14 protein-coding genes are annotated in these 15,748 nt (G+C 46.9%); 5 read left to right on the forward strand and 9 right to left on the reverse strand.

Going from position 1 to position 15,748, the window contains the following annotated elements; genetic code table 11:
- Window positions 1–130 precede the first annotated feature (130 nt).
- Entirely contained in the window at window positions 131–1,285 is a 1,155-nt protein-coding gene (gene mltC, locus ACSF8W_RS08830; protein WP_500846836.1) for a membrane-bound lytic murein transglycosylase MltC, read from the forward strand.
- Between the two features lie 92 nt (window positions 1,286–1,377).
- Here the strand turns inward: mltC and ACSF8W_RS08835 are convergent, their stop codons facing one another.
- A complete protein-coding gene (locus tag ACSF8W_RS08835; RefSeq protein ID WP_500846838.1) occupies window positions 1,378–1,830 on the reverse strand; it encodes a DUF6559 family protein in 453 nt (150 codons plus the stop codon).
- Between the two features lie 247 nt (window positions 1,831–2,077).
- On the opposite strand from ACSF8W_RS08835, the gene ACSF8W_RS08840 reads away from it, so the two are divergent.
- Both ACSF8W_RS08840 and ACSF8W_RS08845 read left to right on the forward strand, forming a co-directional pair.
- Window positions 2,078–2,716, forward strand: a complete 639-nt coding sequence (locus tag ACSF8W_RS08840) for a LysE family translocator (RefSeq protein ID WP_500846840.1) — start codon at window positions 2,078–2,080, stop codon at window positions 2,714–2,716.
- A gap of 287 nt (window positions 2,717–3,003) precedes the next feature.
- A complete protein-coding gene (locus ACSF8W_RS08845) occupies window positions 3,004–4,488 on the forward strand; it encodes an HNH endonuclease (RefSeq protein WP_500846842.1) in 1,485 nt (494 codons plus the stop codon).
- A gap of 128 nt (window positions 4,489–4,616) precedes the next feature.
- On the opposite strand, the gene ACSF8W_RS08850 is transcribed toward ACSF8W_RS08845, so the two are convergent.
- From ACSF8W_RS08850 to speG, 3 genes are all read right to left on the reverse strand, one after another.
- The gene (locus ACSF8W_RS08850) at window positions 4,617–5,648 is read right to left on the reverse strand and encodes an HNH endonuclease (protein ID WP_500846843.1); all 1,032 of its coding nucleotides are present in this window, start codon (window positions 5,646–5,648) and stop codon (window positions 4,617–4,619) included.
- Between the two features lie 231 nt (window positions 5,649–5,879).
- Window positions 5,880–6,626 carry a hypothetical protein gene (locus ACSF8W_RS08855; protein ID WP_500846845.1) on the reverse strand — a complete coding sequence of 249 codons (747 nt, stop codon included), beginning with the start codon at window positions 6,624–6,626 and terminating at the stop codon, window positions 5,880–5,882.
- A gap of 311 nt (window positions 6,627–6,937) precedes the next feature.
- The gene (gene speG / locus ACSF8W_RS08860) at window positions 6,938–7,468 is read right to left on the reverse strand and encodes a spermidine N1-acetyltransferase (protein WP_500846846.1); all 531 of its coding nucleotides are present in this window, start codon (window positions 7,466–7,468) and stop codon (window positions 6,938–6,940) included.
- A gap of 553 nt (window positions 7,469–8,021) precedes the next feature.
- On the opposite strand from speG, the gene ACSF8W_RS08865 reads away from it, so the two are divergent.
- Entirely contained in the window at window positions 8,022–9,212 is a 1,191-nt protein-coding gene (locus tag ACSF8W_RS08865; RefSeq protein WP_500846848.1) for a Card1-like endonuclease domain-containing protein, read from the forward strand.
- A gap of 107 nt (window positions 9,213–9,319) precedes the next feature.
- Here the strand turns inward: ACSF8W_RS08865 and udp are convergent, their stop codons facing one another.
- A complete protein-coding gene (gene udp, locus ACSF8W_RS08870) occupies window positions 9,320–10,081 on the reverse strand; it encodes a uridine phosphorylase (protein WP_428476791.1) in 762 nt (253 codons plus the stop codon).
- A 360-nt stretch (window positions 10,082–10,441) separates the two neighbouring features.
- Between udp and ACSF8W_RS08875 the strand changes: the two genes are divergently transcribed.
- The gene (locus ACSF8W_RS08875; protein ID WP_500847293.1) at window positions 10,442–11,062 is read left to right on the forward strand and encodes a LysE family translocator; all 621 of its coding nucleotides are present in this window, start codon (window positions 10,442–10,444) and stop codon (window positions 11,060–11,062) included.
- 114 nt (window positions 11,063–11,176) lie between these two features.
- On the opposite strand, the gene ACSF8W_RS08880 is transcribed toward ACSF8W_RS08875, so the two are convergent.
- From ACSF8W_RS08880 to ACSF8W_RS08895, 4 genes are all read right to left on the reverse strand, one after another.
- Window positions 11,177–11,515, reverse strand: coding sequence for a hypothetical protein (locus ACSF8W_RS08880; RefSeq protein WP_500846849.1), 339 nt, complete (start codon window positions 11,513–11,515; stop codon window positions 11,177–11,179).
- Window positions 11,516–11,629: 114 nt separating this feature from the next.
- On the reverse strand, window positions 11,630–11,956 hold the full coding sequence (locus tag ACSF8W_RS08885; RefSeq protein ID WP_500846851.1) for a heavy metal-binding domain-containing protein: 327 nt from the start codon (window positions 11,954–11,956) through the stop codon (window positions 11,630–11,632).
- Between the two features lie 272 nt (window positions 11,957–12,228).
- On the reverse strand, window positions 12,229–14,679 hold the full coding sequence (locus ACSF8W_RS08890) for a zinc/cadmium/mercury/lead-transporting ATPase (protein WP_500846853.1): 2,451 nt from the start codon (window positions 14,677–14,679) through the stop codon (window positions 12,229–12,231).
- A gap of 195 nt (window positions 14,680–14,874) precedes the next feature.
- Entirely contained in the window at window positions 14,875–15,690 is an 816-nt protein-coding gene (locus ACSF8W_RS08895; protein WP_500846855.1) for a hypothetical protein, read from the reverse strand.
- Window positions 15,691–15,748 lie beyond the last annotated feature (58 nt).

Below are 15,748 nucleotides of genomic sequence, written 5' to 3' on the forward strand. Positions count from 1 at the left end.
ATATATGGCACGTTTTACGTGATAAATAATTTTATCGTGTTGATTGAAATTATTTATTTTAGCCTGTTTATGCCATCACTTATGATGCCTTTTCCTGTCAGTCTTCTTGGCAATTCACCTTTCCGGCGCTATGAAAAAATTAACCCTATTATTGTCCACCTTACTGTTATCCGCGTGTGTTCAACAACCCTCGCAACCTACCGCGCCACCGTGTGTTTGTGCAGAACCCCCGGTGTATGAAAAGCCCTATGAACCTACCGTGCCGCCTGAACCCGAGACCAGTAAACCGTCTGTGGATCAACAAGCCATGGAAAAACTGTTCGCCTATTTGGCGCTGCAGGTGAAAAAGCAATGGGGGGATGATGAATACCTCGAAGCCGGTAAACACCGTTATGTGAAATACATTGATGGCTACCGCACTCGCGCGCACATCGATTTTGAAGCAGGGAAAATTTACGTTTCCACCATTTCCCAGCAACAGCCGATGGAAAAACTACAAAAAGCGATTGTTCAAACGTTGCTCATGCCGGCGGATCCGAAACACGCGGAATTGTTTACCGATAAAGACGTCACTTTAACCGGCAAACCGTTCTTGCTTGGGCAGGTGGTCGACCAAGATGGCAAGCCGATTGAATGGCAATGGCGCGCCAGCCGTTTTTCTGACTATTTGCTGGAAAATAAATTGCAGCAAAAAACCATTAAACACGGTAAAGCCTATTACGTTGAAATTGACATGGTGGACGACCACCTCAGTCAGCGTGAATACCAATATGCGCACTTCATTCGTGATGCGGCCAAGCGTTACGGCCTGACGGAAGATCTGATCTATTCCGTGATCAAAACCGAAAGTAGCTTTAACCCGTACGCCGTGAGCCACGCTGGCGCGTATGGCTTGATGCAGGTGATCCCGAAAACCGCGGGCGCTGACGTGTTTAATTTGGTGAAGAAGAAACCGGGCATTCCGACCAAGGAATACCTGTTTGATCCGGCCAATAATATTGATACCGGTGCGGCGTATTTCTATATCCTGAAAACCCGCTATTTGCGTGATGTGAAGAACCCGACCTCTCGCCATTTCAGTATGATTTCGGCGTACAACGGCGGTACCGGTGGCGTACTGGCAACCTTCCACAAAGACCGTAAGGTAGCGATGAACAAGCTCAACAGTTTGCAGCCTAAGCAGGTGTATGACGCGCTCACCACGCAGCACCCGAAAGGCGAAGCCCGCCGCTACGTGCAGAAAGTGTTGTATTTCCAGAAAGACTTCAACGAAGGCAAGCTGTAAACACACCGCTTATCATCGCTAAAAACACAACGCCCCAGCCAATTTGGCTGGGGCGTTTTTCTCTATGTCAGTCAGGATGTAGGCATACGGGATTAATCGCCACCGCCTCCTCCACCCCCGCCATCAGAACCGCCGCCGTCACTGTCACTTCCACCCCAAAAACTCTCACTGCGTCCAAGGGACGACGAGGAAGACGACGATGACGACGGCGAAGCATAATTCGTTAACGTGGCGGTAGTAAAATCTTGCTGACCATCAAGCACACACTCAGCAATATCGACCCGCATGCGATCATAGTTGCAGGCATCACACGTACCCTTGGCATGAATACGATCAAACTCGTTGGGCGAGCAGAACATCACATAAGCGTAGTGATCCCACACCATTGGCGATGCATCGGCTTTCACGAGACGCGTTTTCTTTAACGCCGCATCCACCTGTGCTTGGGTGTAGTATTGGCGATAACCCACGGTATTTCTTAACTCGACTGACAGCAGTTTGGCATAACGACGAAGTTTCCGTTTTTTCAGATACGCACTCAGCATAGAGTCTCCTTTTCGATTCGCCTTGCTGCTGCTCACGTTAGCCTAAGCCCCTCCCTATTGGCGCTATGCCCTTGCACGGCTTTCGAGCCACTTCACACAAACAACACACCGCCACAGATAAGATACATTCACTTAGGTTTATTTACATTACAGGTATATATACCAGCCAAAACCACAAAACAGTTTAATTCAGCCACATCAGCCGCTAGAATCCAGCACCTTATTCATCCACCAGCCAAGTTTTAGCATGATCGATCTCTCCATTTTACCTGTTTACCTGACGGCCGTTTTTGCCCTGTTGTTAATTCCTGGGCCAGATATGTTGCTTATCGCCAGCTCAAGCTTGAGCTACGGCAAAAAAGTGGGCGTGTTTGCCAGCTTGGGCAACGCCACATCAGGCTTGATCTTAACGCTATTGGCAGCAATGGGTGTCTCTGCCCTGATCGCGATGAACCCGATTGCGCTGCAAGTATTGCGCGTACTGGGTGGCGCATACCTGCTAAAAATGGGCTGGGACTGCATGCGCACCAACCCGTCTGACGCGCCAGAACTTGAGCAAAGCAACAGCCTTGCCACGACCTTGTACCGTCGCGCGGTGATCAGCAACTTGCTGAACCCGAAAGCGCTGATTTTCTTCGTGCTGTTCTTGCCACAGTTTGTGTCTACCCAAGTGCCTGCCACTTCTGGCGAGCAAATGCTGGTACTTGGCTTGCTACTGAACGTGCTGGGCCTGCTATTTAACCTGTTCTTGGTCACCATGATCGGCAGCTTGGGCCAACCCCTGCTGAAAAACGAAAAATTCCGTACCAATCAGCACAAGTTCATGGGTTTGATTTTCTTTGTACTGGCGATTTGGCTGTTGGCATCACAAGTGCCAAGCGTCTAATGGCTTAATGCGGAATTTGCGATACGCAGATGAAAGAATACTGATGAAAAAAAGCGCGCCCTGAAGTGATTATCAGGACGCGCTTTTTTGTGTCTGTGATTTGGCAATAGGTTGAGTCACTGAGTAGAACACAGGAAAATTCATGCTCCTCCTCTCCTTTTCGCATTGTACGAATTTCAACCAACCTTCACGAAGTTCAAAATCAATTCGTAAGCTTATGATTTTAAACGTTCATTTCAACACTGATAAAATAGAAAAATAACTTTCTATAATCTATTAAGCAGCGCATGAACTGGCTATTATCTGCAAATTCCAATATGTACAATCATATTGCAGCATTTAAATCACGAGAAACAATCGACTGGAAACAGAAAACGACAAAATTTGAGGTTGGGGACATCGTCTATATTTACGCCTCGAAGCCATTACAAAAAATTACACATCGATGTGTTGTTGAAAAGATAAATATCGAACCAGAGCAAGCTATCAATGATGAACCATTCTGGACGAATAAAGAGTCATATCACGAATCAATGTCAGGAACGTTTGCAAGATTGCGCCTTCTAGATGAGCTAGATATCGACTCTCTCAGCTTGTTGCATTTACAACAACATGGATTAAATGGCAATCCACAAGGCCGACGTAAAATTACCTCAACACTTCTTACCTATATCGAAAGTCAAATCAGTGTACCATCACTAATTCATGAAACATTCAATAACGATGTTCAACGCGCATCAAAACTATCTCAATCAGAAAGAAAAATCTTACTAGCCGAATACACAAAGAAGCCTAAACGAAAGCAGGTAGCTTCGTATGTATATGAACGTAACCCTTACGTTATTGCTGAATGTTTAATACAGGCAGGAGGCATCTGCCAAAAATGTGGTAAATCGGCGCCATTCAAGCGCTTGTCGGATTCAAGCCCTTACCTCGAAGTTCACCACATTATCCCTCTCAGTCACGGTGGTGAAGACACATTAGAGAATGTTGCTGCAATCTGCCCTAACTGTCATAGAGAACTGCATTTTGGCATAACTAAACCTCCAAAGGAAATCAATATGCAACAGCCAAACCGCAACTCAGACACCCGTGCACCACAAACTAACCACACAAAAACGTCAATTATTGAAGAAATTCATCAAGCTTTGCGGATAGAACATAAATTCATGGGAGGATGGCCAAATGATTACGAAACATCGAATCCCTTGCTAAAGCATCTTGAAGGGAATCGTCATCTCAATCACTGCCATGAATTAATTGAAAAATTAGCCAAATTACTCTCTGAACAGTCAGCAAGAAATTGGACAATGATAGGAACGCTATACATGGCATCATATAACGGGGATGGCGACATTTTACTTGTGTTAGCTGCACTGTTTGTTGACTACCTTGAAAGCAACGAACCGTTTCTCATAGAGCGCTATTTAGAGCATGGCTATGAATACAGCCAACTACTATTTTGCTTTGCACACTCTCCGAATAAAGATGATTCCTATAAAGAGTACTTACGTTTTGTCCCTCAAGAAAATAGAATCGCATTGCAATATCAAGAAATTACTTGGCCAAGTCCTTGTACGCCTTCAGGTGATTTAATCACCATAAAATCTTTCCCTCATAATTCATCCTGGCTAGACATAGAGAAAACTGTAAACAAAATTTTCAATACAAAACGATATTTTGGTTACTGTAAAAGTTGTAATTCAAGAAATAACAAAGGGCACATGCACGATGATGATACTTGCCAGTCATGCTCAGGCGTCACATATTGATGTAAAACATAAATAAAACAAACAATCACATATAATAACATTTGTTCTTTGAGTCATTCATAACTCTATATTTATAACAGCACATTTCTATTGTGCTGTTATAACCACATCCAAACTCACTGATAAATTTAATTTTTTCTCACGGTGTTATTATTTAACACTGCTTTTAGCTCATCTACTGATAATGGTGGATTTTTTGTATGTAGCATTGCATGACAATTCGGGCAAACAGGAACAAGATCTTTTGCAGGATTTAATTCATAGTTTTTTGCTATGCCAGCTAATGGCTTAATGTGGTGAACATGAATAAATTTTCTACCAATATCACCATACATTTCTGTAAATGAAAAATCACAGACCTTACACTTATAACCATGTTTTTTGAGACATTCTAATCGTGCTTTAGGATTACGTTCATAGCGGTTAACTGTTACCACTTGCTTGGCGCCTTCACTGAAGGTTTCAGTATTAGAAATCTCACCAAAAAAGTTATCACTAGGAAGCACATCTTTACGCCATGCATAATCTGGAACTGAGGATAATCTATTTTTTGCGATTTCAAACTCTTCCTCAGAAAATAACCCCTGATATTCCGGTTTCAATACTGCATATTCCATCGATAAATCAGGTCGCCCCACATCAATCAATGTTTGAAAACCCTCTTGAGTAGCACCTCCTTTTGACAATGCCTTTTTTGCATAATTTACCGCGCCATGTTCTTTTACTGCTCGAAGATAATAATTTGCCCAATATCCCGTTGACTTACCAACAAGAGAGTACAAAGACTCAAGTTCATTTTGGAAACGAGATTCTTTATATGACAAATTTTCCGATTTACCCCAACTCACCATTCGTAATAATTCAGAAATATCTTTCGTTTTCCATGTGTTCGATTTCTTTTTATTACCTGTTGGTGACGATGGTTCACCGAAAACATATTCAAATTGTTCTACAAAACATTCCTTGATTACCAAGGAATACTTTAATCCTTGTTTAAGTGAGCTGAATGATATGGAAATAATGACTTCACTATCAACCCAAAAGGAAACAAATGGCTTTGCTTCAAAGTATTCCTGGCGAACATCTTTAATTGCAACGCCATGAACAGCACAAAAATCACGCGACTCAGCTATGAACTGCTTTAATATAAGCTCTTTCATTCTTAATTTTACTTATAAATAATGGAAGTCTTTAACGTTTTAGCCTCACAAACAGCATAAACTGTCAACGAGGTTCGTTGAGAACATTTTAATCATCCACACTATACAGAAAGATTAAGTTTGATCGGATTTCATAACCTTACGAAATCCGATGGAAATAGAAGCCCCCATCTTTACACTCTCCTGAATGACAATCAGGAAAACGTAAAATCATGGGTGCCGTCACAGTACTTAAATCGCATTTCCGTTAATGGTGGCAGACACAAGTTCTTCCGATAAAGTAATGGCTTCTCCGGTACTCAATGTGCTCACCACGGTTTCTTTGATGATAAGCGAGTTACCCACGCCAAAGTGTTGTGTGAAAACAGCCTCGGCGGTCGTACCGTCGGCATTAACGACATCCATCGTCAGCGAAAACAGGCACGTGTCAAAGGTACCGGCAGGCACCGTAACGGTTTCATTCTTCAAATAAGTCATCGACGCCTCGATTGTGCCGACATCCACCCCATCTTCTAGCACCGTCACGGGTGAGTACTCACGCGTTTCACCCATATCAAGGTTGTACTCTAGCAATAGCCCACTCGGTTTATATTTGATATCAACGCCTTCAGCGGTCAATGCACCCAGCGTGCGAATTGATTTCGCCGCATCATCAACGACAACAAAGGCACTCCCGCTGCCATCAAGGCTATCGCTGTTTTCGATTTCTAGCACATTGTTATAACCTTCATAACTCAATGTTCTCGCAACAACTTCGCGTGAGGCATACGTCCCGATATCAATACCATTGGTCATCAATGCATATTCTTCGACCACTTCCGTGCCGATTTGGTACACATCCGAATTAAAACACACTGATGAGTTTTCGGCCGTGGTCGGGGTCGTCGTCCCCATTCCATTCGTGCTGCTGTCGCTATCTCCGCCGCCGCATCCGAATAAAAATAACGTCGACACTAATCCTATTGAATAAGCTTTCATTTGTTCTCTTTCATCCTTGTGATTATTTCATCGCGATTGAATTCACTGTTCTCTTTTTTATCAATCCAACCTGGCACCCATGCCATCAAGGAGACTACACAACTCACCGCTCACTATCGAAAACGAAGAATGCAAACATGAATCCGCTCGCAGTTTCAGCCTATAAAATGTGCCACAAGATACAGACTTGCCCTGAACACGGCGTATTTGGCCTCTCGCATGACAAGAATAAAAAAGCGCGCCCTGAGGATAGCCTCAGGGCGCGCTTTTTTGTGTCTGTGCGTTAGCTTAACGAATGGGAACCGTTAATCTCACTGTGCTTTCTTGCGAGACGCTAGATAGTCTTCTTGCAGAATGTACATGCGTTTGATGTCGCAATATTCGCCGTTAACGAAGATCTCTTTCACCAAGTGGCCTTCTTCAATAAAGCCACAGTCTTCATACAGGTGAACGGCTTTTTCATTACTGACCGTCACGTGCAAGTATACCTTGTGCAGGTTCAAGATAGTAAAGGCGTAGTTCAACGCTTTATTGATCAACACGCGCGCATAACCGCAGCCTTGATAGTCAGGGGCGATGATGATTTGGAACTCGGCATTACGGTGGATAGTATTGATTTCCACCAATTCCACCAAACCAATCGGCTGATTATCGAGGTTTTCCGCGATAAAGCGGCGCTCATTGCTGTCGTGAATGTGCTTGCGGAACAACTCTTCCAGTTCATAGAAAGATTCATACGGCTCTTCAAACCAGTAGGCCATGATTGAACGGTTGTTGTTCAGTTGGTGAATAAAACGAAGGTCAGTTTGCTCAAGCGCACGTAGTCGGATTGCATTATCCATGTTACTTTCCATTAACAAATAAAAATAATGTAAACAGCATAAAATTCAGCCCCTTATGCTGTGAGAAAGAAGATATCACCATTGCGCGCAGTGAGAAACATTTATTTTACGTGAACGTCACAAAGATTAGCCATGGTTCGTAAGATTGGTTTCAGACGGGATAACTTGCCACTGAATGCTATCTTGTAGGGTCTAACACTCCGCCCACTTTTTCACCATTCTGACCCACTTCTGCCGCCTATCTGGCTCTCAACGGTGATTTCCACCAAGAAAATTGAACTAAATCACAGTTTGGGTTACTCATTGATATACGGTGCATTTTGTATTGTTCGGTTTGTGTGCAATCAACCTGCAAGCCTGACATCTGGCAGACATTACGCGGATAAAAATCAATTACATTGATGACGTGCTTGAAAACTGGACATGCAATCCATATATATTAATGAAGATGAATAATAGCGAACATTGCCGCCCTACGTGCACGCGCCCCCAACTTTATATACCATCCTATTGAGAGCCGGCACGCGTTGCAATTGAACGCTAAAGGATAATTATGATTACTCACGTTGGCATTATCGATCAGGATCCTGTAAGACTGATCACCCCGCTTCTTGACCATGGCATTCCTGCCGACAAGATGATTTTCATTGGTACCGAATCGCAGCGCGATCAGTATGAGCGCCTCGCGTCTATTCTAACGCCACGTAACATTGCGGCAGAATTTTGCATTATTCCTGATTCCATCAATATTACCGGCATTCGTGCCTGTATTGTTGAACTGGCCGAACAACTGAAACAAGAAGGTGGCGACGTATGGTTTAACGCCAGTTGTGGCCTGCGTCACCGTCTGCTTTCTGCCTATGAAGTATTCCGCACCTACCACTGGCCTATTTATGTAATTGAACCTTTCAGTGATGAGATGTGCTGGTTATACCCTGCCGGTCGCCCACAACAGCAAGTGGAAGATCGCATTCAACTGACAGACTATCTGACCATTTTTGGCGCCCGTAGCGAGCTTCCTGAAAACATGGTGCCAGAAGCCCTCAATGATCAACTGTGGGAACTGGGCCAGCGTTGGGCGGGTTCCGCCTTAGAGCTAGGCCCTGGCCTTGCCACCTTGAACTATCTGGCAACCACCTGCCGTAAAGAGCAACGTTTGGATGTCGAGCTGAGTGAAAAGCAGCAAGGCTATAAAGAGCTGAATACTCTGCTGACGGATTTAGAAGAAACCGGTCTGGCGACCTACCACGATGGCATATTGACCTTTAAGCACGAAGAAGCGCGCCGTTTTGCCAACGGGGAATGGTTAGAGAACTTGGTACATAGCACGGTTCGCGCCATTCAGAACGATTTGCCAACTATTCAGGACCACTCTTTGGGCGTACAGGTTTACCGTAAAATTGGTGAACGTGAAGTGCGTAACGAGCTGGATGTCGCCACCGTAGCCAATAACAAACTGCACATCATTGAATGTAAGACCAAAGGCATGCGTGATGACGGTGATGATACGCTGTACAAGCTGGAATCACTGCGCGATCTATTGGGTGGCCTGCAAGCCCGTGCGATGCTGGTGAGCTTCCGCCCATTGCGTCACCACGATTTGGTACGCGCACAAGATTTGGGCTTAGCGATCATCGGTCCTGAGCAGTTGGGCGATCTGCAAAGCCATCTGTATGACTGGTTTAAAGCTGCTGGCGGCCAAGCACATAAAATCATGGGTGACTGCACCGTGGGCGACTGCTAATACCGCCACCATTAGCAATCATTAGCACCTCAAACACAAAAGCCAGCGCATTTTGCACTGGCTTTTTTATTGTTCACTCACATCACTCGAATGTGCTAAGTGTTCATTTATACGAGGCGACGTGCCGCTTCTACCACAATCTTGATTGAGCGGGTTTCTGCTTGCTTCAATGTCTCGTGGTCAGGCGTTTCTTTTTGCGTACGGTTGATGATCACCCCCGCCACACAACCTGCACGCAGGCCAGAGCTTGCACACATGGTCAGCAATGTCGCAGATTCCATTTCAAAGTTCAGTACGCCCATGTCCTGCCACTCTTTCATCGAGCCTTGGAAGCGGCGAACCACACGGCCAGAGAATGTGTCGTAACGCTCTTGACCTGGGTAGAAGGTGTCGCTTGATGCCGTCACACCCGTATGTACGGTCGCGCCTTCTGCATCACACGCCGCTTTCATTGCGGTCGCTACCGTAAAGTCAGCGACGGCTGGGAATTCCATTGGGGCAAAGTGCAGGCTAGCACCGTCAAGGCGCACAGAACCCGTGGTCACGATCATTTCGCCCACGTTAATGTTTGGCTGAATCGCGCCTGTGGTACCCACACGCAAGAACGTGTGTACACCCAACTGCGCCAATTCTTCTACCGCAATAGACGTTGATGGACCACCGATACCGGTTGAACACACAACCACAGATTTCCCATCCAGCTTGGCACGATAAACCGTGTACTCACGAGAGCTCGAAAGGAACTCAGGGTTATCCATCAGGTTCGCAATTTTTTCTACGCGAGCAGGATCGCCCGGAATAATCGCTAATTCAGCACCATTCAGATCAGCTTTATTTACGCCAAGGTGGAAAACTGCGTTGTCAGACATACTGGTATCCTTTTTCTTATTATTGCCGTCAATAGGGTGAATGAGGTTAACGGCTTCACAAAATCTCCCGATAACGATAGCCCATCACGCGCCCCCTTTGAGTGATTATGATCACAGTTAGTGAAAATCATTGATTTTCATTTTTCACAATTGAGTGATTTAGATCACAGTAAATCGATTGCACTTGCCGTTTATCACAGATTTTCCGCCACTTTGATGTTTTTTTAGTCAGCACCAGGTCGCGTTAAAATGTGCGTTTTTATGCGCCACAATTGTCACATTTTGCTTGACTCCAACGCTATTCTCGCCAATTCTTCCGGCTCTTTTCTTCCTCTTCTTTTGGAGTGTGTACCCAACATGTTGGATTTTGCCTTACTGGCCGTTTTTATTCCGACCTTCTTCTTCGTTTCCGTCACACCAGGGATGTGTATGACCTTGGCGATGACCCTCGGCATGACCATTGGGGTACGACGTAGCTTACCAATGATGTGGGGTGAGTTGATTGGGGTGGGCTTGGTGGCCGTTTCTGCGGTGATCGGTGTCGCGGCTATCATGCTGAACTACCCAGCGATCTTCTTTTTCCTGAAATATGCAGGTGGCGCATACTTGTTCTGGCTGGGCATTCAAATGTGGCGCTCGCGCGGCAAACTGGCGATTCCCGATGACTTGGATGCCGAAGTCGACACCGCGCCAAGTGCGTTAGCACTGCAAGGCTTTGTCACCGCGATTGCCAACCCGAAAGGTTGGGCATTTATGATCTCGCTGCTGCCGCCTTTCATTAATACCCAAAAAGACATGGCGCCTCAGTTAGCCGTCTTGGTATCGATCATTCTGGTGACCGAGTTCCTTTGTCTGATCCTGTACGCTAGCGGCGGTCGCACCCTACGTAAGTTCTTGCAACAACGCGGAAATGTGCAGCTACTGAACCGCATTGCCGGCTCGATGATGATGGGTGTAGGGGTGTGGTTGGCAGCTGGCTAATCACAACCGCTAAGTAACCCTTTCAAGCGCCGAGAGAGCGATCTCTCGGCGCTCTCTTTTATCCCCTACTTTATTGCCAATGCTCTGGATAAAGACGGAACCTGACCCGCTCCGTTATAGTGCCGTTCCACATTTTTTATTAATGATTTGTCTCGCGATGTATGTGATTCCCTCTGGAACCGCTGAGCCGTATTGTCGGTAATACGATTTTACTTCATCACAGTGATCGCCAATCACCAACGCTAGCCTCAAAAAGGCCAGTGAATCACTGGGATCCATCTCCAACTGTTGAAGCGCGGCGGCACGTGCGACTGCATTATCGTCGGTGACATAAGCCTGCTCGAACATCGTCGTCAGCGCATGGTAGTCTTTTGCCGAATCAGCCCAAGACCACGTAGGTAGACCGATTAAACACAGCATGCTGCTGTGCAAAATGAGGGACTTAATACTCATGGGTATGGCTCGCCACCGTAATAAAAACAAAACGTATTAAAAACAAAAAAAGAGGAAAAGTTCAGGCACTCTCGTCCCCTCACTTATTCCTCTCATTTCAACGATAACGATGAATTATCGTTTTTTGAAGCGTACCGCAGTACCACTCACGCTGACCATCATCATGCTGCCACCTTGACCGACGACTTCATAATCGATATCAATGCCAACGATACCCTCTGCACCTAATGCAATCGCATTAGACTCCATCTCAGCGAGCGCGATAGTACGTGCATTGCCCATTTCTTCTTCATAAGCACCAGAACGGCCACCGATGACATCTCGAATTGAGCCCAAAATATCTTTAAAGATATTCGCACCTAAAATCGCTTCACCCACCACGATATCCAGGTACGCTTCAATTTCTCTTCCATCAACCGTTGACGTCGTTGTCTTTAACATAAAATCTCCATGTAGTCTGTTACTCGGAATAAATCATTGTTTACAAAAAATTCGCCCGAGTGATGACCAATACAGATTCGCGATTAACGACCCGAATTTCGCCTTCTGTTGATGCGCTTCATCCTACTAAAGCCACCAATATGCAACAACGGGAAGCTTAATGACGTATACGCATGTTGCGACGCGGTTCACTTCCTCTTGCTTGAGTGTACTTAAATACAACACGCGCCCCCTAAGGTACGCGTGTTGTGACCGATGTTGACCTCAACCCATCACTCTTTGTAGTTGAACTTGAGTAACCGCAAGGCATTCAGGGTGACTAACGCGGTCGCGCCGCTGTCAGCCAACACCGCTACCCACAAACCGGTCATCCCCAGTAAGGTTGTCACCAAAAACAAACCTTTCAAGCCCAGCGCTAACGCCACGTTTTGGCGAATATTGGCCAAGGTTGCTTTCGACAGCGCGATCATCATCGGCAGTTCAGACACACGGTTATGCGTTAACGCGGCATCGGCGGTTTCCAATGCAACATCGGTGCCTCCGCCCATCGCAATACCGATCGAGGCCGTCTTCATGGCTGGCGCATCATTAATGCCATCACCAACCATGGCCACATTGCGGGTCCGGTTGGCCAATTCCACCTGCTGCACTTTGTCTTCCGGTAGCAAACCCGCTTTAAAATCAATACCGATTTCACGAGCAATGGCCGCCGCTGCGCGCGGGTTGTCACCGGTCAGCATCACCGTATGAATCCCCATCGCCTGCAAAGCTTTGATCGCGTTAGCACTGTCTGGGCGCAAATTATCACGCCATGCAATCAAGCCGACTGGCTGCGCATTACGCAGCGCTACGACAAGGGTTTTGCCTTCTCCTTCTAAATCGAACGCTTGCGCCGATTGCGCATCGGTCAATTCAATCCCTTGTGGCAGACGATCAGCAGCCACCAGCATCACAGTGTCACCGTCAATCACCCCTTGGATCCCACGGCCGGCTAAGGCTTGGCGATCCATGGCTTCAGTCACATTCAAGCCACGTTGTTGCGCCGCATTGATCACGGCTTGCGCCAAAGGATGCGCAGAGCCCATTTCTACCGCTGCCGCTTGTTGCAGCAAGCGATCATCATCTCCATCCCAACTCACCAAGTCGGTCATCACGGGTTTGCCTTCGGTCAGGGTGCCGGTTTTATCAAAGGCCACGGTTTGGATATGGCCTAATTGCTCGAGTGCCGCCCCACCTTTAATCAATGCCCCACGACGGGTTGCCGCCGCCAAGCCAGAAGTAATAGCCGCCGGAATGGAAATCACCAACGCACACGGACAGGCAATCAACAACAGGGTTAAGCCTTTGTACAACCACTCATCCCAGGATTGGCCTAATAACAGTGGCGGGATCACCACCACCAGCGCCGCCAGCACAATCATTGCGGGGGTATACCAACGACTGAAGCGATCGACAAAACGTTCTAACGGTGCTTTGCGCGATTCCGCATCTTCAATCAAATGCAAGATACGGTCGATGGCATTCTCCCCTTGCTCAGAGATAATGCGCAGGCGTACCACTTTATCGGCCACCAAGGCCCCAGCCATCACCTGTTCGCCTTTCAGACGCTCTACCGGCACAGACTCACCAGTGAGGGCACTTTCATCAAAGCTTGCGCTACCCTCTAACAGCTCAACATCGGCTGGCAAACGACCACCCGGCGCCACTTCAATCACATCACCCGGTTGCAAGGTATTCGCCGCGACCTGCTTGTAAGTACCGTCCGGCAATACCACCTTGGCTTCTTCCGGCACCAAGGCCATGAGGGCTTTTACTCCGCTGCGGGCTTTGGCTGACGCATAACCTTCCAGCTGCTCACCAATCAAAAACAGCAGCAACACCATCGCCGCTTCTGCGGTTTCCCCGAGATACAAGGCACCGATCGCCGCCACACTCATTAAAGTTTCAATGGAAAATGGCGAGCCGTTTTTTGCCGATGCAATGGCTTTGCGCACAATCGGGAATAATCCAAACAAGGTGGTGGCAGTAAAGGCTATCAGCCCCCACTCAGGGGAATAGCGGTTTAACACCGACGCGATCGCCATCATGGCGGCAATGACAATCACAGGCAGGTTCGCCTGCCAGAATGACGGCGTTGCATCATCGCTATTTTGTTCAGTGGTGATTAAACGAAATCCCGTTTGCTGGGTTTTATCAATAATGGCGTCCGATTGTGTCGCTGACTGACAATGGACAATCAGTTTTTCCGTGGCAAACATCACTTTCGCCGACACAACACCGTCTAGGGTCATGATGGCTTTTTCCAGTTTTCGCGCACAACTTGGGCAATCCATCCCAGCGACTTTCCAGCTTAATGTGGCGTTGTAACTACTGGGCGAGAGCGCTTCTGTGGGGGCATCCGTTGGCGCATCAGTGACTGTCTCATGTGTATGACAGTCACTCGACGGTGAACAGCATGACGAAGAAGAAGGTACATCGGCGGAAGTGATTTTATTAACGTGAAAACCGTGTACCGCAGAGGAAGCCGGATCGTCATCGCCCGTGAGTTCACCGTCTGAGGACCCATTGTGATCGGTCACTGACGCGGTGGCCGTTTGGCAACGGCCAGACGCGCAGCAAGGTTCGGTATTGGCATTGTTTTCAACCACGACTGACGGCGACGCCGCCGTATTGGCCGTGGCCGCATGAACATGAAATTTCTTATTATTGCATTGTGCACACATGGGCACGCTCCTTGTAATGAATGATCGCCAACCTATTGGCGACTCTTCAAACTATAAACCTTGGAGCTATGTCCAAGGTCAAGGAGATTTCGTATTTTAATCCTGAAAATTAAAAAGAGGACCAGTAATACAAAACACAATCAGCCGCACAAGGCGGCTGATGAGAGCAAATAAATAATGGCACGAGAGAAAAACTTAGAACACATCAACCTCATGTTGACGAGGGCTCGATGAGCGAATTAACAACTCACGGGGCGTGTTCTCCGGTGACGTCAACGCATTCGTACTCGTCACATACATCAGCATGCTGCAAGCGGTATAGGTTTGCTGTAACGCATCGATTGACACCCCATAATCATCCACCAATGAAATTTCAAACGGTGAATGGGCCGGATTAATATTTGCTGATGTCAAAGCATCAATATACGTCACCGTACCATCCGCTTTATCACACGCAAGGCTGTACAAATCTACATCAAAGGTGTGATTCATCTCTTCAACCCACTCGACCACCACCGTGTCGGATCCATCATGTTGTCCTGCCGATGCAATAAATACCGGTGTCGCCAAGTGTTCAATCGCCTTGCTTGCAATTAAATCACCGCCACGGTACCACTCTATGTCATACACCGGCGCGCCATAAGGCACGTCCGGAAATACCGTCACGTCTTGGGTCGCATTGAGGATGTCTGCTTCATAGTCTTGCCCGTCAGCTCGAATAATCAGCTTTTCATCATTGCTGGGATATAACGCGCCTGCCACCGAGGCAAATAATGCGCGTGGTTGCAGTTTATAATCCGGTGAAACAGTGAGGTGTACATTCACCGTTATCTCATCGGTTCCATAGGCACAGGTCATTGTCGAGCTGCCTGTACACGTTGCGCCTACACCACCGGTATTGCCACCACCTGTGTTACCGTCAGCAGAATCACCGCCCCCTCCGCCGCCACAAGCAGACAGTAATAGTGCTATAGAGGCCGCTCCCGTCAATTTCAATCCTTGCTTCATCATGGTCATCCTTCTTATTGTTTTTGTTGGTCGTATTTACGCTAAGTGAATTCCATGCTAC

The sequence above is a fragment of the Photobacterium sp. 270122K genome (genome assembly GCF_059941365.1).

Coding starts and splice junctions, on each gene's coding strand:
- mltC (WP_500846836.1), top strand. CDS start 131: ATGAAAAAATTAACCCTATTATTGTCCACCTTACTGTTATCCGCGTGT.
- ACSF8W_RS08835 (WP_500846838.1), bottom strand. CDS start 1,830: ATGCTGAGTGCGTATCTGAAAAAACGGAAACTTCGTCGTTATGCCAAA.
- ACSF8W_RS08840 (WP_500846840.1), top strand. CDS start 2,078: ATGATCGATCTCTCCATTTTACCTGTTTACCTGACGGCCGTTTTTGCC.
- ACSF8W_RS08845 (WP_500846842.1), top strand. CDS start 3,004: ATGAACTGGCTATTATCTGCAAATTCCAATATGTACAATCATATTGCA.
- ACSF8W_RS08850 (WP_500846843.1), bottom strand. CDS start 5,648: ATGAAAGAGCTTATATTAAAGCAGTTCATAGCTGAGTCGCGTGATTTT.
- ACSF8W_RS08855 (WP_500846845.1), bottom strand. CDS start 6,626: ATGAAAGCTTATTCAATAGGATTAGTGTCGACGTTATTTTTATTCGGA.
- speG (WP_500846846.1), bottom strand. CDS start 7,468: ATGGATAATGCAATCCGACTACGTGCGCTTGAGCAAACTGACCTTCGT.
- ACSF8W_RS08865 (WP_500846848.1), top strand. CDS start 8,022: ATGATTACTCACGTTGGCATTATCGATCAGGATCCTGTAAGACTGATC.
- udp (WP_428476791.1), bottom strand. CDS start 10,081: ATGTCTGACAACGCAGTTTTCCACCTTGGCGTAAATAAAGCTGATCTG.
- ACSF8W_RS08880 (WP_500846849.1), bottom strand. CDS start 11,515: ATGAGTATTAAGTCCCTCATTTTGCACAGCAGCATGCTGTGTTTAATC.
- ACSF8W_RS08885 (WP_500846851.1), bottom strand. CDS start 11,956: ATGTTAAAGACAACGACGTCAACGGTTGATGGAAGAGAAATTGAAGCG.
- ACSF8W_RS08890 (WP_500846853.1), bottom strand. CDS start 14,679: ATGTGTGCACAATGCAATAATAAGAAATTTCATGTTCATGCGGCCACG.
- ACSF8W_RS08895 (WP_500846855.1), bottom strand. CDS start 15,690: ATGATGAAGCAAGGATTGAAATTGACGGGAGCGGCCTCTATAGCACTA.